This window comes from Streptomyces sp. NPDC048516, from assembly GCF_043199875.1.
GTDB lineage: Bacteria > Actinomycetota > Actinomycetes > Streptomycetales > Streptomycetaceae > Streptomyces.
Genome location: NZ_JBICWS010000001.1, coordinates 375,907 through 400,696, shown reverse-complemented (window position 1 = coordinate 400,696; position 24,790 = coordinate 375,907). Strand labels below are relative to the sequence as shown.

Sequence of the window (24,790 nt, the reverse complement as noted above, 5' to 3'; positions counted from 1 at the left end):
CGTGTATCTCGCGGACCGCCGCTCCGCCTCCTCGGCCTCCGCTCCGCCGGGTGACCGGCGCGCCACGACGGACCACCATCCGCGTCGGCGCGCCGGGACCGCGCTCCCCTCGACGGTGCTCGTGCTGGGCACCGTCAGTCTCATCACGGACATCTCCTCGGAGATGGTCACCGCCGTGCTCCCGCTCTACCTTGTCGCCGAACTCGGCCTGTCCCCTTGGGGGTTCGGGGTGCTGGACGGGGTCTACAACGGGGTGAGCGCGCTGGTCCGGCTGGTGGGGGGCCGACTGTCGGACCGGGGCGGGGGCGGCGGCCACAAGACGGTGGCCGTGGTGGGGTACGGGCTCTCCGCCCTGTGCAAGCCGCTGTTGCTGATGGTGCACTCGCTGCCGTTGATCGGGGCAGTGCTGGCGGTGGACCGTACCGGCAAGGGGCTGCGGACCGCGCCGCGGGACGCGCTGATCTCCCTGGCCGCCGAACCCGCCGCCCGGGGGCGGGCGTTCGGGGTGCACCGGGCCATGGACACGGCGGGGGCGCTGTGCGGGCCGCTGGTGGCGTTCGTGCTGCTGCGGGTGGCGGCGGAAGGCTATGACGCGGTCTTCACGGTCAGCTTCTGCGTGGCCGTACTGGGGGTGATCGTCCTGCTGCTGTTCGTCCCGCGCCGCATCCCGGATGCCGCAGGAGCCGCGGACGACCGTGCCCCGGCCGGGCCCCGGACGCCGGTGCGCACCCTGCTGCGACGGCCGGAGGTGCGCCGGCTGACCGGGTGTGCGGTGCTGCTGGGGCTGACCACCGTCAGCGACTCCTTCCTGTATCTGACCCTGCAGCGGCGGCTGGATCTGCCGACGGGCTGGTTCCCGCTGCTGCCGCTGGGCACGGCCGCGGCGTTCTTGCTGCTGGCGGTGCCGTTGGGGGCCGTCGCCGACCGGATCGGCCGGCGGCGGCTGTTCCTTTCCGGACATCTGGCGCTGCTGGGTGCCTACGGGCTGCTGCTGGTCTGGTCGGCCGGCGGGGCGGCCCTGGTCTGTGCCGTGCTGGTGCTGCACGGTTCGTTCTATGCGGCGACCGACGGAGTGCTGGCGGCGGCGACCGCCGATGCGGTGCCCCAGGACGCCCGCGGCAGCGGTCTGGCCGTGGTGCAGACCGGCCAGACCGCCGCCCGCTTCGTGTGCTCCCTCGCCTTCGGCGCCGCCTGGACCACCTGGGGTGACCGCACCGCCGTCCTGACCGCCGTCATCGGCCTGGCGCTCGCCGCGGCCGTCAGCGCCTGCCTTCTGCGCCGTGCCGTCCCGGCGCCGACCTCGAACTCCCCCTCGGAGGACACACGGTGAGCCGCACCCCCTCGAACCGCACTCCCCTGAGCCGCGGCGCACGCCTGTTCCTCCTGCTCGTCACCGTGCTCGTGCTCGGCGGGGTCGCCGTCGGCGCGACGCTGCACGCCGCAGGGCGCGCCGCCCGCAAGGAGCGCCCCCAGGCGGGCGGCCCCCCGGTCACCTCCGGAGCCGTACGCCTGGACGACCCGCACCGCAGCCTGTTCCGCACCATGGCCTGGGGCCCGCATCGCGACGAGATCACCGCCGTCCCGGCAGACCGGCTCACCGGCCCGCGCACCGCATCCGGCGTCCGCTGCCTGCGCTTTCACGCGGCCGGCGGCACCGGCATCTGTCTTCAGGCGGTCCACGGCACGCTCCGCGACACCTACCGGGCCGTGATCCTCGACAAGCGCCTGCGTCCGCTGCGCCACTACGAACTGGCCGGCACCCCCACCCGCGCCCGGGTCTCCCCCAGCGGCCGTACCGTCGCATGGACGGTCTTCGTCAGCGGGGACTCCTACGCGGGTACCGCCTTCTCCACCCGCACCTCCGTCGTCGACACCCGCGGCCGGCATCCGGACGCCAACCTGGAGACCTATGCCCTGACCGTCGACGGGCGTCCGGTGCACGCGGCCGATGTGAATGTCTGGGGCGTCACCTTCGCCGACGACACCCACTTCTACGCCACCGCTGCCACGGCCGGAAAGACCTACCTCGTCCGCGGCGACCGCACCACCCGCACCCTCCGGGCGCTGCACCCCAACGTCGAATGCCCCTCGCTCTCCCCCGACGGCACCCGGCTCGCGTACAAGAAGCGCGTCAAGGGCGCCGACCCCAACGCTCCTTGGCGTCTGTACGTCCTCGATCTGCGCACCTTGCGCGAGAGGGCGACCGGGGAACACCGCAACGTCGACGACCAGGCCGTCTGGCGCGACGACCGCACTCTGGTCTACTCCCTGCCGGGCGACTTCGGCTCGGACCTGTGGACCGTCCCCGCCGACGGCACCGGCGCCCCGCACCGGCTCGTCACCGCGGCGCTCGCCCCCGTCTTCCCCCGCTGACGCCGCGGCACCCCCTCTACGTCATCGCCCCTCCCCCACCGCCACCAGCAGTTGGAAGGGCAGCTCACGGTCGCCCTGCCCCACGCCCACCCCGATCCACCGGCCCTGAACCCGCCAGCCGTGCATCCGCGGGACATATCCGCACAGGGTGTCCAGCGGTGGCGGGACGGGCAGTCCCCTTGCCGACCGTTCCAGGTGGTCGGCGAGATCGACCGTTTCGGGCTCGCCCCACCGTAACGACAGAGCCTGCACCAGCGCCGTCAGCTCGGCCTCGAACTCCTCCGCGGCCTCGGCCACCTCGGCGAGGTCCGCGTCCCAGAACTCCTGGCTGACCCGCAGACCGGCTATGTGGAACCCCGGCCCGCTCTCGACCATGGCGGAACGGGCCCGGGCAGCGGGGAATTCCCGGAGCCGCAGCCGGTCTACGGCGGCCAGATACGCGTCAGTGGTCATGCCGTCAGTAAACCGCCCGGGTCTGACAATTGACCCTCCCGGGCCGTGCAGCCGCAGCCGGGCGCCCCGGCGGGAGCTCCGGCGGGAGCCCTGGCGGGAACTCCGGCGGGAACTCCGGTACCGGGGTCACATCGCCGCCGTAAGGCCGTTGATCATGCGGTCGAGGAGACGGTCGAAAACGGCTTGCGGGGCCGGGTCGTTACCCGTCGCCTCCAGCGCCGCGGCGAGGTGCGGAAAGCTGCCCGCGGCGGCAGCGGACTTGAGGTAGCGCGCCTGCGCGTCGAGGAGTTCGCCGGAGGTGCGCCCGGCCCCCTCGACCGCCCGCTCCTGGGCGAGTTCGTACAGCACGTGGCTGGCCACGAAGCCGGTGAGCAGGCTGAAGGTCTCCAGCCTCGCCCGGGCATCGAGGCCGGCGGGGGCGAGGACGGCGAGGGTGTGCTCCCAGACGGCCAGGGTGTTCGGACCGAGCGTCTGCTGCGCGGGCAGGGCGCCGGGCAGCCAGGGGTGGCGGTGCATGATCGCGCGCTGCTCGTGGGCGATCCGCCGGAGGTCGGCGCGCCAGTCACCGGAGGCCTCGGGCGGCAGCCGGTGGTCGCCGCTCACCTGATCGATCATGAGCTCCAGCAGCGTCTCCTTGTTGGGGACATAGCTGTAGAGGGACATCGTCCCCGCGCCGATCCGGCCCGCGACCGCGCGCATCGTGACCGCGGCGAGCCCTTCGGCGTCGGCGAGGGCAACGGCCTCGGCGGTGATCGCGGCGCGGTCGTGCGCCGGCGGCCTGCCCCGCCGCGGGCGTTCGGCCCGCGACCAGAGCAGCTCGGGATCCACACCGGCATGACGGCCTGATGAGCCTGCTGTACGGGCCACGGCAACCTCTCCTCGGTTCTGGCGCCATCCCACCACACGCTATTCTCGTACGACGTACTGGAAATATGCGCGGAGACCGCTCCAGGAATCGAGGCACCATGACGACGGCCACGCACCACTCGTCCGCGAAGCAGCCACCCCTGCACGTCCGCGCCATGCGGCGCACCTTCCGGGGCCTGCCGCCCAAGCTCCACGACATCGCCTACGAGCCCGGCCTCGTGGTGCCCGCGGCGGACGGCAGTGAACTGCTGACCGACCACTACTTCCCCCTGGCCGAGGGCGACTTCCCCACACTCCTGGTCCGCTCGCCGTACGGCCGCGGCTTCCCCTGGGCGCCCATGTACGGCGTGCTCTTCGCCGAACAGGGCTTCCACGTCGTCCTGCAGAGCTGCCGCGGTACCGGAGGGTCCGGCGGCACCTTCGACCTGTGGCGCCACGAGGCCGCCGACGGCCGGGCCACCGTCGCCTGGCTGCGCCGGCAGTCCTGGTTCACGGGCGCGCTGGGCACGATCGGCGCCAGCTACCTGGGCTACGTCCAGTGGGCACTTGCCGCGGACCCGCCGCCGGAACTGCGCGCAATGGTGATCCAGGTCGGCCTGCACGACCTGCACGGCTACTTCCACCCCGGCGGCGCCTTCGCGCTGGAGAGTGCCCTTGCCACCTCCATGGGCATGGCGCATCAGCACCGGGGCGTACCGAGGTTTCTGTGGGCCGCACTGCGGCTGCGGCGCCACTTCCGCACGATCACGCGCACGCTTCCGCTCGGCACGGCCTATGTGCCCGGCCTGGGCGGAAGGGTGCCGTTCCTGGAGGAGGCGATGGTCCGCCCCGAACCGGAGGACGCGCACTGGCACGGGGTGGACCTGCGATCCGTGGCCGAAGGCCTGAGGGTGCCGACCAGCCTGATCACCGGCTGGCACGACGTGGCCCTCGACCAGACCCTGCAGCAGTACGACGGACTGCGGCGGGCCGGCTGCGACCGCAGCCTGCTCGTCGGCCCCTGGACGCACAACTCCGCCATGCAGCAGGGCTGGCCCGAGGTCTTCGCCGAAAGCCTGGCCTGGCTGCGGGCCCACCTGTGCGACGACCCGTCCGGCCTGCGGACGACGAAGGCGCGGGTGCACGTGGCCGGCGGGCAGGCATGGCAGGACCTTCCCGACTGGCCCCCGGCGACGACGGCCCACCACTGGTACCTCGACGGCCACGGCACCCTGCGCACCCGGATGCCCGAGAACGCCCCGGCGCCGGTGTCCTTCCGCTACGACCCTGCCGATCCGACGCCCTCGGTCGGCGGCCCCTTGCTGTCCGGCAAGGCCGGGTATCAGGACAACACCGCACTGGAGGCCAGGGAAGACGTCCTGACCTTCACCACCGCGCCGCTCACCGAGCCGGTGCGCCTCCACGGGCCGGTCCGTGTGGAGCTACGGGTCACCACGGACACCGGTCACGCCGATGTCTTCGCCCGGCTCTGCGACGTCGACGACCGGGGCCGGTCGACCAACATCTGCGACGGGCTGCAACGGCTGCGGCCCGGCCCCACCACGGACGCCACCGGAGCCACCCCGGCCGCCGTCACGGTGGCGATGAGCTCCACGGCCTACCGTTTTCCCGCCGGACACCGGATCCGCCTGCAGGTCAGCGGCGGCGCACACCCACGCTTCGCCCGCAACACCGGCACCGGCGAGCCTCCGGCGACGGCCACCCGGCTCATACCGGCCGAGGTCTCGCTCCACCACCCGTCCCGGCTCGTTCTCCCCGTCGCCGACGAGGAGTTCACCGACACCCACGGTGCCAACGACATCAACGGCACCAACGGCACCAAACGGCACCAACCCTGAACGCTGACCCGACCACCGGCGCCTTCGCTCCCTGCCTGCCCCTCGTCCTCTCCCCCTCTCCCCCTCTCCCCCTCCCCCTTGCCTCCTGCCGGCGAAGGCGCCGCCCCTCCGGCGATCCCTCGCCGGCGCGCGCCGGGCCGGACTCCTGCACCCGCCCGGCCGCCCCGTGGGGCTCGCCGCCCCTCCGGTGACCGGCTACGATCCGCCCCACACGCGAAGCGAGGGAGACGGACGTTGGGGCGGCTCACCGGCGGGGACCCCTCCCTGCTGCGACGGATCAACTCCGCCGTGGTGCTGCATGCGCTGCGCGCCGCGGACTCCCCCACGCTCACCCACCTCGTCCAGGTGACGGGCCTGTCCCGGCCGACGGTCGAGGGCGTGGTCGAGGGGCTGATCGAGACCGGCCTGGTGGTCGAGGCGGCCGCCGAGGAAGGCGGGACCCGCCGTCAGGGGCGTCCTGCCCGCCGGTTCCGGTTCCGTACGGAGGCCGGGCATCTGCTGGGCATCGAGATCGGCCCGCACCGTGTCGCAGCCCTGCTGTCCGATCTGAGCGGCCAGGTGCTGGACACCGCGCAACGCGCCGTGGAGGAGAGCGCACCGGCCGACGAGCGGCTGGAGCGGGTCCGCGCCGTGGTGGCCGATCTGCTGCGCCGCACGGGCGTGCCCCGGCCTTCGCTGCGGGCCGTCGGTGTGGCCGGCCCCGGCATCGTGGAGGCGGACGGCACCGTCCGGCTGAGCACGGCCCTGCCCGGCTGGACGGGTCTGCCGCTCGGCGAGCGGCTGCGGCGGTCGTTCCGTTGCCCGGTGCTGGTCGAGAACGACGCGAATGCCGCCGCGGTGGCCGAACACTGGCAAGGTGCCGCCATCGGCTCCGATGACATCGTTTTCGTGCTGGCCGGACTCAGCCCGGGCGCCGGCTCGCTGATCGGCGGACGCCTGCACCGCGGATTCGGCGGGGCGGCCGGGGAGATCGGCGCCCTGCACCTGCTCGGCCGCGAGGCGACACCGGAGAGGCTGCTGTCGACGACCGGCGAGCCGCTGCACCCCCTGGACGAGGCGCAGGTCGCGGCGGTCTTCGCGGCGGCGCGGGAGGGCGACGCGCAGGCCCGCGAGGCGGTCGACCGTTTCCTGCGGCGGCTGGTGCACGATGTCGCGGCCCTGGTGCTGGCGCTCGACCCGGAGCTGGTGGTGATCGGCGGTTGGGCTGCGGGGCTGGACGGCGTACTGGAGCCGCTGCGCGCGGAGTTGGCGCGTTACTGCCTGCGCCCGCCGCAGGTCGCCCTGTCCCGGCTGGGCGACGCGGCGGTCGCCACCGGGGCGCTGCGGCTCGCGCTCGATCATGTGGAGGGCGAACTCTTCGCGGTGGAGGGTGCGGCGCCGGCCCGCCCCACGCGCCACGACGTGGTGCCGGGCCCCCGCTGACCAGCACTGACGACCAGAGCCTGCGGGAGCCCGTACCTCGGCCGTCGGGCGCTCACCCCGCGAGCAGGGCGCCCGCGTCGCTCTCGCCGAAAGTCAGACGGCAGGTGTCCGCACGGTAGGTGGAGACCGCAACGGCAGTCGTACGGCCCCCGGAGACATAGCGGGTGGTGACCACCAGGACGGGCGCGCCGGGGAGCCGGTCCAGTTGCTTGGCGTCCTCCGCACGGGCCGAGCCGAGCTCGACGGTACGGTCCTGGCCGTCCAGCTCCAGCGTCTGCAGCGCGTGCAGCACCGCGCGGGCCCGGGCCGGGGCGCCGAGCGAGGCGGCCGGCGCGCAGTCCGGGAGCGCGGCCGCAGGGACGTACAGCAGTTCGGCGGCGACCGGCCGGTCGTGCGTGACCCGGCTGCGGCGCACGATGTGCACCGGGTCGCCGGGGGCGGTCGCCAGCAGTCCGGCCACCGCGGCGGGCACCGTATCGCTCTCGACGGCGTCAAGCGGCTGCCAGTCGTCACCAACGGCGCCGGGCCAGGTGTGGCGGACGGGGTCGACGGCGACACCTATCCGCGGCGGCGCGACGGTGGTGCCCACACCGCGGCGGCGCTGGAGTCTGCCTTCCAGCTCCAGCTGTTCGAGGGCCTGCCGCAGCGTGGCCCGGGCGACGCCGAACCGCGCGGCCAGCTCACGCTCGTTGGGCAGAATCTCGCCGACCGCGAACTCCGAGTCCAGCGCCTCGCTGAGCACGGTCTTGAGGTGCCAGTACTTCGGCTCCGGCACCGTTTCGAGCTGCGTGGTCCCCACCCTGTCCTCCGCACTGGCCGTTACCGGTTCTGCGCCCCCGTGGGCTCGGGCCCACACCCCAGACGCCGCTTTCGCGGGCCCGCCTGCACGCCCGCCGCTTCGCGAGCCCGCCTGGCACGCCCGATAATGAGCGCTTCTTTATGAAAGGTTGTTGCAGTATCCCGACGATATGGCCGCCCCCACCCTTGGTCAAGACCAATCCGGCATCCGTTACGGATCGGCACGACGGCCCGTCCCGGCCACCCGTACCGGCCGCCCCGCCCGCGCCCTCCCGCACGCCACCCGCTAGCGTCACCGGCATGCTCGCCCTCCTGCACACCTCTCCCGTTCACGTCCCGGTCTTCGACGCACTGCGCGACGAGGAGGCCCCCGGCCTGACGCTGGATCACCTCGTACGCCCCGAACTCCTGGACCGGGCAAGGGCACAGGGCCCCGATGCGGTGGCCAAGGACCTCGAAGCCGACCTGGCGGGGGCGGCCCGGGGCGGGGCGCGGGCGGCGCTGTGCACGTGCTCGACGATCGGTTCGGTCGCCGAGGCGGCCGGTGCGGCGCTCGGTTTCCCCGTCCTGCGGGTGGACCGCCCGATGGCCGCGACCGCCGTCGCCACCGGCCCGCGCATCGCCGTACTCGCCACGGTGGAAAGCACCCTCGTCCCGACGGAGGACCTGATCAGGCAGGAGGCCGACCGGGCCGGCCGCGAGATCGGCGTGCGCACCGTGCTGGTGCCGGACGCCTGGGAGCGCTTCGAGGCCGGCGACCGCGACGGCTATCTGACGGCGGTCGCCTCCGCGGCGCAAGAGATCCGGGACGCCGACGTGATCGTCCTGGCACAGGCCTCCATGGCGCCGGCGGCCGACGGGCTCGATGCCGGTGTGCCGGTGCTGGCCGGCCCGCGGACCGGTCTGCGCGCCGCCGCTCAACTGGTGACGGGAGACACCGACTGCTCCGGATCGCGGGCGGTCTAGGGGGCTTCGAAGCCCCGGCCGCGTGGCCCGCGGCGCCTCGCGTACTCGTCCCGGCGGCCCCATACCGCTCGGTAGTCGCACCTGGCATCGTGTCAGCGCACACCCGGGACCACCGCACGCACCGCACCCCCGAGGAGTTCTGATGGCCACCCCGGTCTCCTTCGCCCGTGTCACCCCCGAGGACCGGCCGCCGTTCACGGTCGCCTACGAGCGCAAGGGCGCGGGCGACCCCGTCGTCCTGTTGCACGGTATCGGCCACCATCTCCAGGCCTGGCGCCCGGTGTGCGACATCCTGGCCGCGTCCCATGAGGTCATCGCCCTCGATCTGCCGGGCTTCGGCGCCTCCCCCGCACTGCCCGGTGGTTCCTCCTACGCGCTGTCGTCGGTCGTCCCGCTGCTCATCGCCGCGTTCAAGGAGCTCGGCGCCGACCACCCGCATGTGGTGGGGAACTCGCTGGGCGGGCTGCTCGCCCTGGAGCTGGGCCGCGCGCGGGCCGTCCGGTCGGTCACCGCGCTCTCGCCCGCGGGCTTTTGGACCCGGGCCGAGCGGCGGTACGCCTTCGGCGTGCTGCGCGGCATGTACGCCGGGGCGCAGGCGCTGCCCGAGCCGGTGGTGGAGACCCTGGCCCGGACCGCACTCGGCCGCGCCTCACTGACCGGCACCATCTACGCCCACCCCGGCCGTCGTTCGGCCGCGGCCGTCGTGGCGGAGACCAGGGCGCTGCGCGAGGGCCCCGGCTTTGCGCCGACGCTGGCGGCCGGCCGCGAGGTGCGGTTCACCGCCGATGTGCCGGACGTTCCGGTCACGATCGGCTGGGGCAGCCGGGACCGCCTGCTGCTCCCCCGCCAGGGCGTGCGCGCCAAGCACACGATTCCGGGTGCGCGGCTGGTACGGCTGCCGGGCTGCGGGCATGTGCCGATGCACGACGATCCGGCGCTGGTGGCGCGGGTCGTCCTCGACACCGTCGGCCGGGGCAGTTCCTAGCGAGCGCGCCGGCTTCGCCTGGCCCGCGACGGCGCGAAGGCCTCTGCCGCGCTCCGTGCCGGGTGCCTTGGGCCTCCCGAGCTCTCTGTCCGTCCCGGGCGCCCCGGGCTCCCTGTGCGTCCCGAGCACCCCTCGTGCCCCGAGCATCCCGAGCGCCCTGTCTGTCCCGGGCCTCCCGTACGTCCCGCACACCCCGGCCGGGACGCCCCGGCGGCCGCCGTTGCAGCGGCGGCGCGTACCCGGGGCGTAAACATCCCTGCGGCATCCTGGCGATCGGCCGGGGGTCTTGCGACCATGGCCCGGTCCGGTGAGTCGCGAAGCCGGGACCGGAGACCCTCGCGGCCGGCGGAGGGACCGCGGAGACGAACGGGCCCCTGTTCACCGTCCGTTCGGCTGCCGGGCACCGGACAACGATACGAACGGGGCGGCAGTGAAATCGGTCGAGGCATGGAGGTTGGAGATGGCGCAGGGATCCGGCGGCGGCTTCGGACGGCGGACACTGCTGCAGGGCGCGGCGGCCGGCTCGGCGGCACTGGCGCTGCCCGCCATCTCCTGCGCCGCACCGGCGCAGGCCCGCAGCGGGCGGCCGAGCGCCGACTGGGGCGTGCAGGTCGGGGATGTGACCACCTCGTCGGGTCTGGTGTGGGTGCGATCCGACCGGCCGGCCCGGATGGTGGTGCAGACCGCGGCCACCGAGTCGTTCCGCAACGCCAGGACCTGGCACGGCCCGGTGACCGGGGCGGGGACGGATTTCACCGGCGTGACCTCGCTGCACGGCCTGCCGCCCGGTGAACAGATCCACTACCGGGTGCTGCTCGCCGACCCGGACGATCCCCGGCGGTCCGGCGAGCCGGTCACCGGCACCTTCCGCACGGCGCCCGCGGGCCGCACCCCCACGGATGCCGGGAGAGGTTCCGGCCGGGTCGGTGGCGGGCGACGGGAGGGCGTGCGCTTCCACTGGTCGGGTGATCTGGCCGGGCAGGGCTGGGGCATCAACCCGGACCGCGGCGGCTACCGCATCTACGAGGACATGCGGCGCCGGAATCCGGACTTCTTCCTGTGCAGCGGCGACAGCATCTACGCCGACGGTCCGATCCCCGAGCGGGTGACCCTGCCGGACGGCCGGATCTGGCGGAATGTGACGACCGAGGAGAAGGCCAAGGTCGCCGAGACGCTGGCGGAGTTCCGCGGCGCGTTCCGCTACAACCTGCTGGACGACCATCTGCGCCGCTTCAACGCCCAGGTGCCGACGATCACCCAGTGGGACGACCACGAGGTGCACAACAACTGGTATCCGGGGCAACTGCTCGACGACGACCGGTACACGGTGAAGGAGACCGATGTGCTGTCCGCGCGCTCGCTGCGCGCGTTCAGCGAGTACTTCCCGATCCGGACGCTGCGGCCCGACCGGGGCGGCCGGGTCTACCGTGTGGTGCGCCACGGCCCGCTGCTCGATGTGTTCGTACTGGACATGCGCCGCTACCGGAACGCCAATTCGCCGGACCGGCAGACCGACGACCCGCAGGGCATCCTGGGGGCCGGGCAGCTGCGCTGGCTCAAGCGCGAGCTGTCCCGCTCCACCGCGGTGTGGAAGGTGATCGCCTCCGATATGCCGCTGGGTCTGGTCGTACCGGACGGCAAAGCCAACTTCGAGGCGCTCGCCCAGGGCGATCCGGGCGCTCCTCTGGGGCGCGAGCTGCAGCTGGCCGAGCTGCTGCGGCACATCAAGCACGCCCGGGTGACCGGCACGGTATGGCTGACGACGGACGTCCACTACACCGCGGCGCAGCACTACGCGCCGGAGCGGGCCGCGTTCAAGGACTTCGAGCCGTTCTGGGAGTTCGTGTCGGGCCCGCTGAACGCGGGTGGATTCCAGGCATTGAAGCTGGACGGAACATTCGGGCCCGAGCAGCCGTTCATCAAGGCGCCGGACCGTGCCAACACCTCTCCCGCGGAGAGTCCGCCGTACTTCGGCGAGATCGATATCGACGGGGAGAGCGGGGAGATGACGGTGCGGCTGCGTCAGGAGGGTGGCGAGGTGTTGTTCAGCAAGGTGCTGCAACCGGGACAGGTAGGACAGTAGAGTCCAATGCGTCGATTGCGTCTTTTACCCGTCGGACACAAGGTGTTGGCGATCAGGCAACACCTGTGCGCCAGGCTTGTGTGCATGACTGAAGCATCCTCTGCCCGTACCACCCGCCGCCCCCACCAGCGGCGGGACGTCATCGAGCTGGCCGCCCTGTTCACCGCCGTGGCGGCGGCCGGCGCCCTCGCCGACACCGTCACACACGGCCCGTCGGGCCCGCTGCTGCTGTGCTCCGCCGCGGTGGCCCTGCTGGCCACCGCCGGCTTCCACGTCTGGTGGTCACGACGCCACGAAAACGCGCCGCCGCCGACCGATACCGGCGCCACGGCGGCTTCCCCGTCCGGACCGGCCCCCGGGGCCGGCGGGCAGGAGACGGTGCTGTGGCGGATGCGGACCACGGTCCGGGACGAGCCCGGCAGCCTGGCCGCGCTGTGCACGGCGCTGGGCGCGCGGCGGGTGGACATCCTCAGCCTGCAGACCCACCCGCTGTCCGAGGGCACGGTCGACGAGTTCCTGCTGCGCGCGCCCGGCACGCTGACGCCCGCGGAGCTGACCGGCACGGTCACCGGCGCGGGCGGCGCGCACAGCTGGCTGGAGCGGGCCGACGCGCACGACCTCGTCGATGCCCCGACCCGGATGCTGGGCCTGGCGACCCGTACCGCTCTGGACTCCTCCGAACTCCCCCTGGTGCTGCGCCAGTTGCTGGGCCGCTGCACGATTCGTTCGGTTCCCGCGCGCTCGCTGCGCGGTCAGCCGCTCGCGGAGCAGGTACCCACGGAGGGCGTGTTGGAGAAGCACCGCATGAAGTTCCGCGACCCCTCCGGGGGCTCGCTCACCATCGAAAGGCCGCAATTGCCGTTCACCCCCGCCGAGTTCGCCCGGGTTCGCGCCCTGGTCGACCTGGACGCCAGACTCGGCCAGCGGGTTCCCCCGCGGCGTGACGTCCTGACGCTGCCCGAGGGCAACGAGATCACGATCCGCCGCGCCGACACCTCCGACCTGGCCGCGGCCCGCGAGATGCACGACCGCTGCTCCCCGAAGACCCTGGGGCTGCGCTACCACGGCCCCGTCGGTGACGCGGACCGCTATCTCGGCCATCTGCTCAGCCCGCAGTTCGGCCGCACCCTGGCGGTGGAGACCGCCTCCGGCCGGCTGGTGGCGCTGGGACATCTGCTGTGGGACGGTGACGAGACCGAGGTCGCCCTGCTGGTCGAGGACGCCTGGCAGCAGCGCGGCATCGGCGCCGAGCTGCTGCGCCGGCTGGTGACGATGGCGGCCGAAACCGGCTGCGAGAGTGTCTATGCGATCACCAAGGCCTCGAACACCGGCATGGTGGCGGCGATGCGCGGACTCGGACTGCCGCTCGACTACCAGATCGAGGAAGGCACGCTGGTGATCACCACCCGCCCCACGGCTGTGCCCGCCCGGCGGACGACCCGGCAGAGCGTACGGATCCAGGACGGCACGGGGCGCCGCTGAGCGCCACCCCGTCGTGCCCGGCCGGGCCACCGGCGCCCGGCCGGCGCCCCTGCCCCCGCGCCCACACCCGGGCACGGGCACAAAACGACAGGAACGTACCGCCTCTTGGTGGTGACGCGGCGGGGCCATCCGTACGAGGATGGACGCATGTCCCACACCACTACTTCCGGGGGCGGTCCGCTGCCCCGCCAGGTCGCCGATGCCTATGTCGACGCCCTTGTCGATCTGGACCCGATCACCGGTACCTTCCTCGGCATCCCCGAGAGCTCCGGCAGGCTCCCCGACTTCTCACCGACGGGCCAGGAAGCGGTGGCCCAGCTCGCCCGGACGACGCTGGAGAAACTGGCAGAGGCCGAGTCCCGGCCGGGCGCGGACAGCGCCGCCGAGCAGATCTGCGCGCGGCTGCTGCGCGAACGGCTGACCGCCGAGCTGGCGGTCCACGAGGCGGGCGAGGGCCTCCGCTCGGTCAGCAACCTCAGCTCGCCGCTGCACCACGTCCGGCAGGTCTTCACGGTCACTCCCTCCGAGACCGACGAGGACTGGTCGGCGATCGCCCGGCGGCTGCGGGCCGTACCCGCCGCGCTGGAGGGCTACCGCGCCGCGCTCGACGCCGGCCTGAAGCGCGATCTGCCCGCCGGGCCGACCCAGGTGCGCACCGTCATCGGCCAGTTGGACGAATGGATCGGCACCGACCGCAGCTGGTTCGCCGAGTTCACCGACCCCGGCCCGGACACCCTGCGCGCCGAACTGACCGAGGCCGCCGAGGTGGCGACCGGCGCCCTGGTGGAGCTGCGCGACTGGTTCCGTGACAGCTATGCCCCGGCCGTCGAGGGCGCACCGGACGTGGTGGGACGGGAGCGTTACGCCCGCCTCGCCCGCTACTTCAACGGCGCCGATCTCGACCCGGACGAGGCGTATGCGTACGGCTGGTCCGAGTTCCACCGGCTGCTGGCCGAGATGGAGACCGAGGCCGAGAAGGTCCTGCCCGGTGCGAAGACTCCCTGGGAGGCGCTGGCCTGGTGCGATGAGCACGGCGAGGCGATCGAGGGCGTCGAGGAGACCCGGCAGTGGCTCCAGTCGCTGATGGACGAGGCCATCGACGCGCTCGACGGCACCCACTTCGAGCTGGCCGAGCGGGTGCGCCGGGTGGAGTCGCGGATCGCCCCGGCCGGCAGCGCCGCCGCCCCGTACTACACCCAGCCGTCGCTGGACTTCACCCGCCCAGGCCGGACCTGGCTGCCGACGATGGGCGAGACCCGCTTCCCCGCGTACGACCTGGTCTCCACCTGGTACCACGAGGGTGTGCCCGGCCACCACCTCCAGCTGGCGCAGTGGGCGCACGTCGCCGACCAGCTCTCCCGGTACCAGAGCACGGTCGGCATCGTGAGCGCCAACGCCGAGGGCTGGGCGCTGTACGCCGAACGGCTCATGGACGAGCTGGGCTTCCTGACCACCGCCGAACGGCGCCTGGGGTATCTCGATGCGCAGATGATGCGGGCGGTCCGGGTCGTCATCGACATCGGGATGCATCTGGAGCTGGAGATCCCGGCGGACTCCCCCTTCCATCCGGGCGAGCGCTGGACGCCCGAGCTGGCCCAGGAGTTCTTCGCACGGCACAGCAGCCGTCCGGCCGACTTCGTCGAGAGCGAGATCATCCGCTACCAGGGCATGGCCGGGCAGGCGATCGGCTACAAGCTCGGCGAACGGGTGTGGCTGCAGGGCCGGGAGGCGGCCCGCGCCCGGCACGGCGCGGACTTCGACCTCAAGGCCTGGCACATGGCGGCGCTGTCGCAGGGCTCGCTGGGCCTGGACGATCTGCAAGCCGAGCTGTCGGCGCTCTGACCACGGCCCGGGTGTACGGCGGCCGGCCACCCCACCGGATGTTGTGGCCGGCCGCCGCCGTCCGTAGGGTCCGCTGATATGACAGTGGATCTCGTGGCGGACCGGCCGCTCCTTCTGCTCCCCGGCGACCCCCTGCGTCCCCGGCGTCCCGATCCGCACTTCGCGACCGAGGCCGCCGCGGCGCAGTCGGCCGGCGCGGTGACCGCGGTGCTCGGCCACGAGGCGCTGGTCGCCGGGGATGCCGAAGCGGCGGTCGCACGGGTCCCGCGGGAGGCCGGGCCGGTCTGGTACCGCGGCTGGATGCTGCCCGCCGACCGCTATGCCGAGCTGTCCGCGGCGCTCGCCGACCGCGGCTGCCGGCTGCTGACCTCCCCCTCCGCATACCGGTGCGCCCATGAGCTTCCGGGCTGGTACGACACCTTCCGTGCGCTCACCCCGCACAGCGTCTGGCTCCCCTGCGCGCCCGGCCGGGCCCCGGAGCGGGCGGCGCTGGCGGGACTTGCCGAAGGGTCCGGCGCGCCGGGCAGGCCCCGTCCGCTCGTCGTCAAGGACTGGGTCAAGTCCCGTAAACACGAATGGGACGAGGCCGCCTTCGTCCCCGACGCGGGCGACACCGAGCACCTGGCCGCGGTCGTCGGCCGCTTCATCGCCCTCCAGGAGGAGTTCTTGACCGGAGGCGTGGTGCTGCGCGACTTCGAGTCCTTCGAGGCGGTGGGTGAGGCGCGGGTGTGGTGGGTGGACGGCGAGCCGGTGCTGACCGGCCCGCACCCCGACACCCCGGAGCTGCGCCCCGTCCCCGATCTCACCCAGGTGGCGCCCGCGGTAAGGGAGTTGGGGCTGCGCTTCGTCACCACGGACCTGGCGCTGCGCACCGACGGTGTGTGGCGGGTGGTGGAGGTCGGCGACGGCCAGGTCAGTGGTCTTCCCGCGGGGGTGGACCACCGGCCGCTGTTCGAGGCGCTGGTCACCGTCGGCGCCGGCTACCCGCTGGTGCTCACCTCGGGCCGGGTGGCGCTGCGTGCGCTGCTGCCGGCCACCGCCGCGCGGGTCGCGGACGGTGAGCCCGCGGGGTTCGACTGGATCGACGGCACACCGGCCGCGGCCACCTCGGGCGGTGCCGGCATCGCCGTACGGGCGGCCGCGGCCGGCCACTACCGGCCCGGCTGGGGCGTCTTCGTCCTGACCGACGCGGCCTCGGGGACGGCGCTCGGCAGCATCGGCTTCCACGGTCCGCCGGATGCCGAGGGCTTCGTGGAGATCGGCTACGACCTCTCCCCGTCCGCGCGCGGCGCCGGCTGGGCGACCGACGCCACGCGGCTGCTCGCCGGCTGGGCGGCCGCCCGCCCCGAGGTACGGACGGTGTGCGCCCTGACGGAGCCGGAGAACGTCCCGTCCCAGCGGGTGCTGGAACGGGCGGGATTCCGGTTCTCCGGGGAGCGCGAGGGTCTGCGCGCCTACGAGATCGACGGGTCCGCGGCCGGAGCCGGAGCCGGAGTCAACGCCGGAAGCCGCCCTCGGAGTTGATGACCTGGCCGGTGATCCAGGCCGCCTCATCGGTCGCGAGCCAGGCGATCAGCCGGGCCGGGTCGTCGGGCGCGCCCCATTGCCCGCCGGGGAAGCGCCCGGCGACCTGCTCGCGCAGCGCCCCGACCGCGTAACCGGTGTCCACCGGGCCCGGGTTGACGGTGTTCACGGTCACCCCGAGTTCGGCAAAGGTGGTGGCAAGACTGCGGGTCGCCGAGGCCAGCGCCCCCTTGGCCAGGCCGTAGGCGATCTCGTCCGGCATCCCGTCACCCAGGTCCTGGCCGGAGGTCATCAGCACGATCCTCCCGCCCGGCAGACCTGGCGGGCGCCGGCGCGCATAGGCCTGGGCGAGGAGGATCACCGAGCGGGTGTTGACCGCCCAGTGGGCGTCGAGCATCGCCGCATCGAGGGCGTCGAGGGGGCCGTCGCTGCCGCTGAGGGCGTGGTTGGCGACGAGGATGTCCAGTCTGCCGCCCAGTGCCTCGGCCGCGGTGTCGAGGAGAGTGGCGGGGGCGTCCGGCCGGGCCAGATCGGCGGGCCCCTGGGCCACCACCGCTCCCGGGGCGGCCAGTTCACGCACCCCGGCGACGACCGCGTCCGGACCGCCCGGGTCCGCTCCCCAAAGCTGCCGGGCGTCGTGCGGCACATGGTGGTGCAGATAGACGCCGGCACCGTACGCGGCCAGCCGCCGGGCGACCGCATAGCCGATACCGCGGCGCCGGCTCGCTCCGGTGACCAGCGCGGTACGGCCGAGAAGCGGCAGCGGGTCACGGCGGGGCACACCGGCGTCCGTGGCGTGGCAGCTCTCGGCGGAACGGCTGTTGTCGTAGGTCATGACACAGCAGGCTGGCGGGCGCCCGGTGGCGGTGTCACCCGGTTTTCCGGGTGGCGCGCGCTCCCCTCCCCTCGGCGGGCACTCTCCTCGATCCCGCGGCCGGCCTGTCGGCCGGGCGGCCGGTCAGCCGGTGACCGCCCGTCCCGTGACACTCCGACGCCGCAGGCTCACGGCATCCTCAGCTCCGTACACGATGCCGCACCGTCGAGCCCGACCGGTCCTTGACGACCTCGAGTTGGGCGGGGATCCGCGCCTTGAGGTCGGCGACATGGCTGACGATGCCGACGCTGCGATCGCGTTCCCGCAGGGAGTCCAGGACGTCCAGCACCTCGTCCAGGGTCTGTTCGTCCAGGCTGCCGAACCCCTCGTCGATGAAGAGGGTGTCCAGGCGGGTGCCGCCCGCCTCGTCGGTGACCACATCGGCGAGGCCGAGCGCCAGCGCGAGCGAGGCGAAGAACGTCTCGCCGCCGGAGAGGCTGGAGGTGTCCCTCTCGTGCCCCGTCCAGGCGTCGATGACATGCAGACCGAGGCCGGAGCGCCGGGCGCCGCCGGCCCGTTCGTCGGAGTGGACGAGGGTGTAGCGGCCGCCGGACATCCGCTGCAGCCGGGCCGTGGCGGCGGCGGCGACCTGTTCGAGCCGGGCGGCGAGCACATACGACTCCAGGCGCATCCGCCGCTCGTTCTCCGTGGACGTACCGGAGGCGAGGGCGGCGAGGCGGGCGATGCGCTCGTAGCCGGCACGCAGCGGGGCCAGCCCGCGGGCGTCGGCATCGGCGCGCGCGGAGAGCCGGTCGAGCTCGGTGCAGCGGTCCCGGGCCGCGGCGTGGGTGGCCGAGGCGGTACGCAGCCGCGCCGCCGCTGCCTGGTGCGCCGCCTGCGCGGCAGCCGGGTCCGCGGGCGGCAGCGCCGCGGCGGCGCCGGCACCCGGATCGGCCAACTCCGCTTCCACAGCGGCCGACTCGGCCTGCCAGTCGTCGAGTCGCTGCTGCAGCTCCCGCCACTCGCCGTCCCGCAGCAGGGCCTCGGCGGCGGCCTGCGGGGTGTCGAATCCGGCGCGGTGGGCGGCGTCGAACAGCCCCGCCTCGGCGTCCTGAAGACGCTGGACGCAGGCGCCCGCCGTACGGGCCGCCTCCGCCGCCGCGGCGAGCAGGGCGACCTGCCGCTCCAGCCGCGCGGCCCGGTCGGCCACGCTCGGGGAGTCGCCGCGCGCCCGGGCCAGTTCCTCTTCCAGGGCGGCCCGTTCACTGTCCAGCGCCTCGCGCCGGGAGGTACGGGCGGCGACCCGGCGCTCGGCCTGCTGCTGTTCGTCGCGGCGCCGTTCGTATGCACGCTCGGCGCGCTCCAGCGCCTCACGGGCGGCAGGCAGGTCGGCGCCGAGCTCACCGGCACGGGCGAAGTCGGCGCGCAGCTCCTCCACCTGGGCGCCGAGTTCACCGGTCGGGGTGGTCCCGGCCGTGGCGGCCGCGGCGGCCAGCGCCTCCTTGGCCGACTGGCGGCGGGCCTCCGCCTGCTGCCGCGTCTCCTCGGCCCGGCGGTGAGCCTCCAGCGCGGCTTCCTCGGCCGTCCGGTCGACATGGCCTGCCCCGGCCCGGGCCGGGGCGGGGTGCTCGGTCGCACCGCACACCGCGCAGGCCTGCCCGTCGCGCAGCCCGTCCGCGAGCTCGGCGGCGATCCCCCGCAGCCGGCGGTCCTTGAGATCGAGCCAGTGCTCGTGGGCCGCCGCGGACTGCTCCCTGGCGGCGAGCAGTTCCCCTTCCGCCGACCGCACCTCGGCGGACAGCCGGTCGCGGCGACGGGCCGCCTCCCAGCGTTCGGCGGCCGGTGCGATCCGGGCTTCGAGCTGTTCGGCCCGGGTGGCGGCCTCCTGGGCGGATTCGATGCGCCGCTGATGGGCGCGCTGGGCGTCACCCCATGCGGCAAGCCACTCGGCGGCGTCCTTCCGTGTCTGCTCATCGGCGCGCGCCTCACGGTCGAGGGCGGTCCGCTCCCGGCCGATGTCGGCGGCGCGCCGCTCGGCCCTGCGGGCCGCCCCGAGCGAGCCGAGATCTTCCCTCACCTGCCGTTCCCTCGAAGCGAGGTGATCGCTCTCGGCGTCGGCGAGGGCGGACGGCAGCGGGCTTCTGGCCTGCCGCTCGGCGCGCTGTGCGGTGTCGAGTTCATGCCAGGCGGCGTCCCGCAGGGCAAGCGCGGGCGCGACCTCCGCGGCCGCACGGGCCCGCTCCAGCCGCTCCCGGGTGCGCTCCCGCTCCTCGGCACAGGCATCGAGCCGGGCGGCCCGTCGCCGGGCGTCCGCGTACCGCTGCTGGAGCCGGTCACGCTCGCGGGCCTCTTCCCACTCCCGCGCCGCCTGGTGCTCGGCCGCCTCGGCGGCGTGCACCGCGGAGTGCGCGACCGCCAGCCGCTCCCGGGCGCTCACCCGGGCAACAGCCGCCCTGACCAGCACCGCTTCCGCGAACCCCGGCTCGCCGGGGCCGGTTGCGGCCCGGTCTCCCCCGGCCGCGGCACGGCCGCCCCGTCCGCCGCCCTCCAGGGGCCCGGCCTGCCCCGGCACGGTCGCCCGCCCCGTTGGGGCCGCCGTCGCCGCCCGCCCGCGTCCGCGCGCCGGTGCGGCCGGCGCCGCCTGCCCGGCGCGGTCCGGTGCCGGGACGGACGGATCGGTGAGATCGGCGCTCTCACCGGCCGCCTGCGCCATCCGGTGCGCCAGCGCCAGCAGCCGTTCGTCGCCTGCCGTCACCGTGTCGGCGGCGGCCTTGCGGCGCGCATTCAACTGCTCTTCGAGGGCGGCGAACCGCCGGGTGTCGAAGAGCCGGCCCAGCAGCCGGGAGCGGGCCTCCGCATCGGCCCGCAGAAAGCGCGCGAAGTCACCCTGCGGCAGCAGCACCACCTGGCAGAACTGCTCCTTGCTCATCCCGAGCAACTGGCCGATCTCCTCACCGATCTCCTGGTGCGAACGGCTCAGCGCCTTCCAGTGACCGCCCGAGCCGTCCGGCGGCCCGTCACCTTCCGCCGCTCCCCCGCCGCCTGCCGCCGGCACGAATTCCCGCAGCCTGCTCTGCGCCTTCTCCTTCGTCGTACCACTGCCGCGCTTCTTGGGGCGGGGCTGCTCGGGGAGCCGGGTGATCTCCAACCGCCGCTCCGCCACGGTCAGTTCGAGAACGACCTCGGTCAGGGTCAGCGGGTCGGCCAGATCGCTGCGCAGGGCCTGGCCGCTCTGCCGCGCCCCGGGCACCGACCCGTACAGCGCAAAGCACACCGCGTCCAGGACCGAGGTCTTGCCCGCACCGGTCGGGCCGTGCAGCAGGAACAGACCGTCCCGCGACAGCCGGTCGAAGTCGATGGTCTGGGAGCCGCCGAAGGGTCCGAAGGCGGTGAGGGCGAGCCGGTGCAGCCTCAACGCGCCACCTCGGCCACCATGTCGTCGACGCGCACCTCGTCGATCGCCGAACGCAGTTCGGTCCGCTCCTGCTCATCGACCGCCCGCCCGGACCGTACGTGCGCCACGAAGTCCTCGGCGATCTCCTGGTCGCTGCGCCCGCGCAGCCGCTGCGCATACGAGGCCACCGAGCGGTCGGGCCCGTCGTCGGGGTCGAAGACCAGGCTGACGATGTGCGGGAAGCGCCGGGTGAGCCGGGCCATGGGCTCGTGCGGCCGGACGGTGTCGGTGAGCGTCGCCTCGACCCAGGACTCCTCGTGGCGGGCCTGTTCCGGGTCCTCCAGCAACTGCTCCAGCGGCCCGCGGATCCGTGCCAGCGGCCGCGGCACCGGGCAGTCCACCCGCTCCGCCTGCACCGCGCCGTCCGCGTCGAGATCGACGAGCCATGACGACTTGCGGTGACCGGCCTCGGAGAACGAGTAGGCAAGCGGCGATCCGGAGTAGCGGACCCGCTCGGTCAGGGTCTGACAGCCGTGCAGATGCCCGAGGGCGGCATAGTCCACCCCGTCGAACACCGGCACCGGAACGGAGGCGACCCCGCCGACGGTGATATCGCGCTCGCTGTCGCTGACCGCCCCACCGGTGACGAACGCATGCGCAAGCACCACGGAGCGGGTTCCCACCGGCCGTCCGGCGAGGTCGGCCCGTACCCGCTCCATCGCCGCGCCCAGTACCTCCGCGTGGTCGGCCCGCCGCGCACCGAGGGTGTCGCGCACCATGGCCGGTTCGAGATACGGCAGGCCGTAGAGCGCCACCGGGCCATGGGCGTCGGAGAGCAGCACAGGGGTGCCACAGCCTGCCGGGTCGGTCCGGAGATGGATACCGGCCTGCTCCATCAGCCCCGCGCCGACGCCCAGCCGGCGGGCGGAGTCATGGTTGCCGGAGATCATCACGGTCGGGACGCCAAGGGCGGCGAGCCGGTGCAGGGCGTCGTCGAAGAGCTCGACCGCGGCGAGCGGCGGCACGGCACGGTCGTAGACGTCGCCGGCGACCAGCACCGCATCGATGTCCCGGTCGCGCACCGTGGCGACGAGATGGTCGAGGAACGCACGCTGGGCGGAGAGCAGGCTCACGCGGTGAAAGGACCGCCCCAGGTGCCAGTCGGAGGTGTGCAGAAGCCTCACGTGGCGACTCCGACCTGCATGTTCTTCCCCTCCATGGGCTACGCGTCAGCACGGCCGGCGTGAGCCTCGGCCCCCCGTCCGTCACGGACCTCATTCTCGCACCCGCAGTGGGGCCCGGTGGGCCGGTGTGCCGGGTTGCTCGGTGGACCCGGTCGGCCCGGTGGGGCTCGGTGGCAAGCAGTGACCTGCGGCACCGATGCGGCCGTACAGGTGCCCGGCCCCGTGGTCCGACATTCCAGAAGCACCCACCCCAGCAGACACTTCACACCCATAAGGCACCATTAACCACATTTTTAACTCGAAAGCGTGAAACCCTCCCGGGTTTACTCATGTTGTGGCCGCACACGCCGAAGGGAAGTACAGGAAGCGGCAGTGAGTCGCTTGGATCGATCGGGAGATTTGTTATGTCACGGATCACGCGGGTGGCTGCTGTGGCCGCTCTTGCGGCAGGTACTGCCCTGGGGGGCGTTACGGCAGCGTTCGCAGACAGTGGCGCGGCCGGTGGCGCGGCCAATTCACCGGGAGTGGTGTCGGGCAACGCGTTTCAGATCCCGGTCCACATTCCGGTCAATCTGTGCGGCAACACCATTAACATCGTGGGGCTGCTGAACCCGGCCTTCGGCAACACCTGCTTCAACGGGAACGTCGAGCGCCGTGTGATCGTGCACCGTCACGTCACCAAGCACGTCACCAAGCACGTCATCAAGCGCGTCGTGAAGCACCACAAGAAGCACCACCCGAGCGGCGGTATCCACACCGGCGGCGGCGGCTTGATGCGCTAACACGCGATCCGTCCCGGGTGCGGCCGGTCACCACGGCCCCACCCGGGACGATCACTGGCAAACGCATCACCAGGCCCGGGGCCGGGCCGCTTGCACCGACAGCCCTTCCACCTTCATCGGAGCAGGCGGCCCGGCCCCGGGCTCCCTTATGCCCTCCGACACCGGAGGCCCGACCGCCCGGATACGCCCGGACGCGACCCGGACGCGCCTCCCCCCCCAGGACATCCCCCTCGGGCCGCGCGCCTGCCGGCTTCGGACCGCGCATGAGCCCGCGTACGAGCAGTCAGGGGTCTTCTCCTTGAGGCACGCCGTCCTCGGCGCCGCGACCCTGATCGCGGTACCCGGTGTCCTCCACACATGGGCGCTCTGGGTGAGGGACCGCAGCCATCGCCTCGGCAGGCTCCGCGCCGTGCAGATACTCCTCACTGATCCGCTTCGGCCCGAACGGCCACTCCTTCTCGTAGCGGGCCCAGGCGAGGAAGGCCACGACACCCGCGCCGACCCAGGCCAGCGACCATTCGATGGGGTGCCTGCCGGGCGAGTTGCGGTCCGCGTAGCCGTAGATCACCAGCCAGCCGACCAGCGCCACGACACTGGGCAGCGGATAGAGCCACATCCGGTACGGGCGGCGCAGCCCCGGCTGACGGCGGCGCAGCACGGTCACCGCCGCGATCTGGGCCAGCGACTGCACGATCACCATGACCGTGGTCAGCAGTTGGATGATGGTGGCCAGGTCGGTGTGCCGTCCGATGAGGAAGCCCACGGCCATCACGGCTCCCATGGTCAGCAGGCCCAGTACGGGGAAGCGGTGACGGGGGTGCAGTTTGCCGTACGGGCGGAAGAAGACCCGGTCGCGGGCGGCGTCGTAGGGCACCCGGGAGCCCCCGAGGAGCCCGGTGAAGACGGAGGCGACGGCGGTGATGAGGATGAGCACGGTGACGGTGTCGGCGGCGCCCTTGCCCCAGGCCTTCTCCAGCACGGCGGAGGCGACGGAGGAGGACGCCGTGGAGTGCGGGTCGAGCATGTCCTTCCAGTCCACGACGCCCAGGGTGCCGATCTGCAGCAGCAGATAGATCGTCATGATGCCGACGATCGAGGTGATGACGGCGCGGGGAATGGTGCGGCCGGGCTGTCTGATCTCGGCGCCCATGTACGCGATGGTGTTGTAGCCGAGGTAGTCGTAGATGCCGATCGTCAGGCCGGCCGCGAAGCCGATCCAGAAGTGGCTGGTCGTCAGCTCGAAGGCGTGGGCGGGGTAGGTGAACGCCCGCTGGGGGCTGAAGTGGGTGAAGGCCGCGACGATCACCAGGGCCACGGAGGCGATCATCACCGTCCACAGGACGACGGTGAGCCTGGCGATGTTCTCCACCCGCCGCCACAGCAGCGCGATGATGCCCACCGTGACGACGAGGCCGACGAGGTCGCCCTGCACCGGGCTCATGTCCGGCCACACATATCCGAGGTACTGCACAAAGCCGATCACCCCGGTGGACATGCCGAGCGGGATGAACAGCATCGCCGTCCAGACGAACAGAAACGGCATCAGCTTGCCGGTCCGGTACTGGAACGCCTGCCGCAGATAGACGTAGCTTCCTCCCGCGCCGGGCAGTGACGCGCCCAGCTCGGCCCAGACCAGTCCGTCCGCGAGCGCAAGAACCGCACCGGCCAGGAAGCCCGTCACGGCCTGCGGCCCGCCGAACGCGGCGACCATGAGCGGGATGGTCACGAAGGGACCGATGCCGCACATCTGGCTCATGTTGATGGCGGTGGCCTGGAAGAGGCCGATCCGGCGGACGAATCCCACGCGCTCATCAAGGAGTTCAGGCATCGGGCCCCTTTCTCGTGCCGGCGCGCACACCGGTTTCGCGGCCTGTTCTCGCCGCGCCACAGGCTGACACGATCGGCGCTCCGGCGCACCGGTGCGTCCCGGACTTTCCGTGCGGTCCGCACTCGCCGGACCGTCTCCCCGGAAGGTCGCGCGAG

At 73.3% G+C, this 24,790-nt stretch carries 17 protein-coding genes and 1 pseudogene; 11 read left to right on the top strand and 7 right to left on the bottom strand.

Going from position 1 to position 24,790, the window contains the following annotated elements; genetic code table 11:
- Position 1: 1 nt before the first annotated feature.
- Together ACGFR7_RS01810 and ACGFR7_RS01805 are read left to right on the top strand one after the other, a co-directional pair.
- Positions 2-1,330, top strand: a complete 1,329-nt coding sequence (locus tag ACGFR7_RS01810; RefSeq protein WP_393311850.1) for an MFS transporter — start codon at positions 2-4, stop codon at positions 1,328-1,330.
- A gap of 26 nt (positions 1,331-1,356) precedes the next feature.
- Positions 1,357-2,373: a TolB family protein gene (locus tag ACGFR7_RS01805; protein ID WP_393312622.1), complete on the top strand. Its 1,017-nt coding sequence runs from the start codon at positions 1,357-1,359 to the stop codon at positions 2,371-2,373.
- Positions 2,374-2,394: 21 nt separating this feature from the next.
- On the opposite strand, the gene ACGFR7_RS01800 is transcribed toward ACGFR7_RS01805, so the two are convergent.
- Positions 2,395-2,826, bottom strand: a complete 432-nt coding sequence (locus tag ACGFR7_RS01800; protein WP_393311848.1) for a hypothetical protein — start codon at positions 2,824-2,826, stop codon at positions 2,395-2,397.
- 126 nt (positions 2,827-2,952) lie between these two features.
- Positions 2,953-3,693: a TetR/AcrR family transcriptional regulator gene (locus tag ACGFR7_RS01795; protein ID WP_393311846.1), complete on the bottom strand. Its 741-nt coding sequence runs from the start codon at positions 3,691-3,693 to the stop codon at positions 2,953-2,955.
- A 98-nt stretch (positions 3,694-3,791) separates the two neighbouring features.
- On the opposite strand from ACGFR7_RS01795, the gene ACGFR7_RS01790 reads away from it, so the two are divergent.
- Together ACGFR7_RS01790 and ACGFR7_RS01785 are read left to right on the top strand one after the other, a co-directional pair.
- Positions 3,792-5,531, top strand: coding sequence for a CocE/NonD family hydrolase (locus ACGFR7_RS01790; protein WP_393311844.1), 1,740 nt, complete (start codon positions 3,792-3,794; stop codon positions 5,529-5,531).
- A 234-nt stretch (positions 5,532-5,765) separates the two neighbouring features.
- Positions 5,766-6,953: an ROK family transcriptional regulator gene (locus ACGFR7_RS01785; RefSeq protein WP_393311842.1), complete on the top strand. Its 1,188-nt coding sequence runs from the start codon at positions 5,766-5,768 to the stop codon at positions 6,951-6,953.
- Between the two features lie 52 nt (positions 6,954-7,005).
- Here the strand turns inward: ACGFR7_RS01785 and ACGFR7_RS01780 are convergent, their stop codons facing one another.
- Positions 7,006-7,752: a GntR family transcriptional regulator gene (locus tag ACGFR7_RS01780; RefSeq protein WP_393311840.1), complete on the bottom strand. Its 747-nt coding sequence runs from the start codon at positions 7,750-7,752 to the stop codon at positions 7,006-7,008.
- A 299-nt stretch (positions 7,753-8,051) separates the two neighbouring features.
- Between ACGFR7_RS01780 and ACGFR7_RS01775 the strand changes: the two genes are divergently transcribed.
- From ACGFR7_RS01775 to ACGFR7_RS01750, 6 genes are all read left to right on the top strand, one after another.
- Positions 8,052-8,717, top strand: a complete 666-nt coding sequence (locus tag ACGFR7_RS01775) for an aspartate/glutamate racemase family protein (protein WP_393311838.1) — start codon at positions 8,052-8,054, stop codon at positions 8,715-8,717.
- Positions 8,718-8,859: 142 nt separating this feature from the next.
- A complete protein-coding gene (locus tag ACGFR7_RS01770; RefSeq protein ID WP_393311836.1) occupies positions 8,860-9,702 on the top strand; it encodes an alpha/beta fold hydrolase in 843 nt (280 codons plus the stop codon).
- Positions 9,703-10,162: 460 nt separating this feature from the next.
- Positions 10,163-11,785 (top strand): alkaline phosphatase D family protein, encoded by a 1,623-nt coding sequence (locus ACGFR7_RS01765; RefSeq protein ID WP_393311834.1) that lies wholly within the window; start codon positions 10,163-10,165, stop codon positions 11,783-11,785.
- A gap of 84 nt (positions 11,786-11,869) precedes the next feature.
- Positions 11,870-13,267: a GNAT family N-acetyltransferase gene (locus tag ACGFR7_RS01760; RefSeq protein WP_393311832.1), complete on the top strand. Its 1,398-nt coding sequence runs from the start codon at positions 11,870-11,872 to the stop codon at positions 13,265-13,267.
- Between the two features lie 147 nt (positions 13,268-13,414).
- Positions 13,415-15,109 (top strand): DUF885 domain-containing protein, encoded by a 1,695-nt coding sequence (locus tag ACGFR7_RS01755; RefSeq protein ID WP_393311830.1) that lies wholly within the window; start codon positions 13,415-13,417, stop codon positions 15,107-15,109.
- A 78-nt stretch (positions 15,110-15,187) separates the two neighbouring features.
- On the top strand, positions 15,188-16,633 hold the full coding sequence (locus ACGFR7_RS01750; RefSeq protein WP_393311828.1) for a GNAT family N-acetyltransferase: 1,446 nt from the start codon (positions 15,188-15,190) through the stop codon (positions 16,631-16,633).
- Here ACGFR7_RS01750 and ACGFR7_RS01745 read toward each other — a convergent pair.
- The 3 genes from ACGFR7_RS01745 to ACGFR7_RS01735 form a co-directional block, all read right to left on the bottom strand.
- The gene (locus ACGFR7_RS01745; protein ID WP_393311826.1) at positions 16,605-17,468 is read right to left on the bottom strand and encodes an SDR family oxidoreductase; all 864 of its coding nucleotides are present in this window, start codon (positions 17,466-17,468) and stop codon (positions 16,605-16,607) included. The two genes, ACGFR7_RS01750 and ACGFR7_RS01745, sit on opposite strands and share 29 nt — an antisense overlap.
- A 178-nt stretch (positions 17,469-17,646) precedes the next feature.
- On the bottom strand, positions 17,647-20,862 hold the full coding sequence (locus ACGFR7_RS01740) for an AAA family ATPase (RefSeq protein WP_393311824.1): 3,216 nt from the start codon (positions 20,860-20,862) through the stop codon (positions 17,647-17,649).
- Positions 20,859-22,025 (bottom strand): exonuclease SbcCD subunit D, encoded by a 1,167-nt coding sequence (locus ACGFR7_RS01735; protein WP_393311822.1) that lies wholly within the window; start codon positions 22,023-22,025, stop codon positions 20,859-20,861. Before ACGFR7_RS01735 ends, ACGFR7_RS01740 begins: the two co-directional genes overlap by 4 nt.
- Positions 22,026-22,429: 404 nt before the next feature.
- On the opposite strand from ACGFR7_RS01735, the pseudogene ACGFR7_RS01730 reads away from it, so the two are divergent.
- A pseudogene (locus ACGFR7_RS01730) lies at positions 22,430-22,663 on the top strand (chaplin); the annotation flags it as partial.
- A gap of 427 nt (positions 22,664-23,090) precedes the next feature.
- Here the strand turns inward: ACGFR7_RS01730 and ACGFR7_RS01725 are convergent.
- A complete protein-coding gene (locus ACGFR7_RS01725) occupies positions 23,091-24,635 on the bottom strand; it encodes an APC family permease (protein ID WP_393311820.1) in 1,545 nt (514 codons plus the stop codon).
- Positions 24,636-24,790 lie beyond the last annotated feature (155 nt).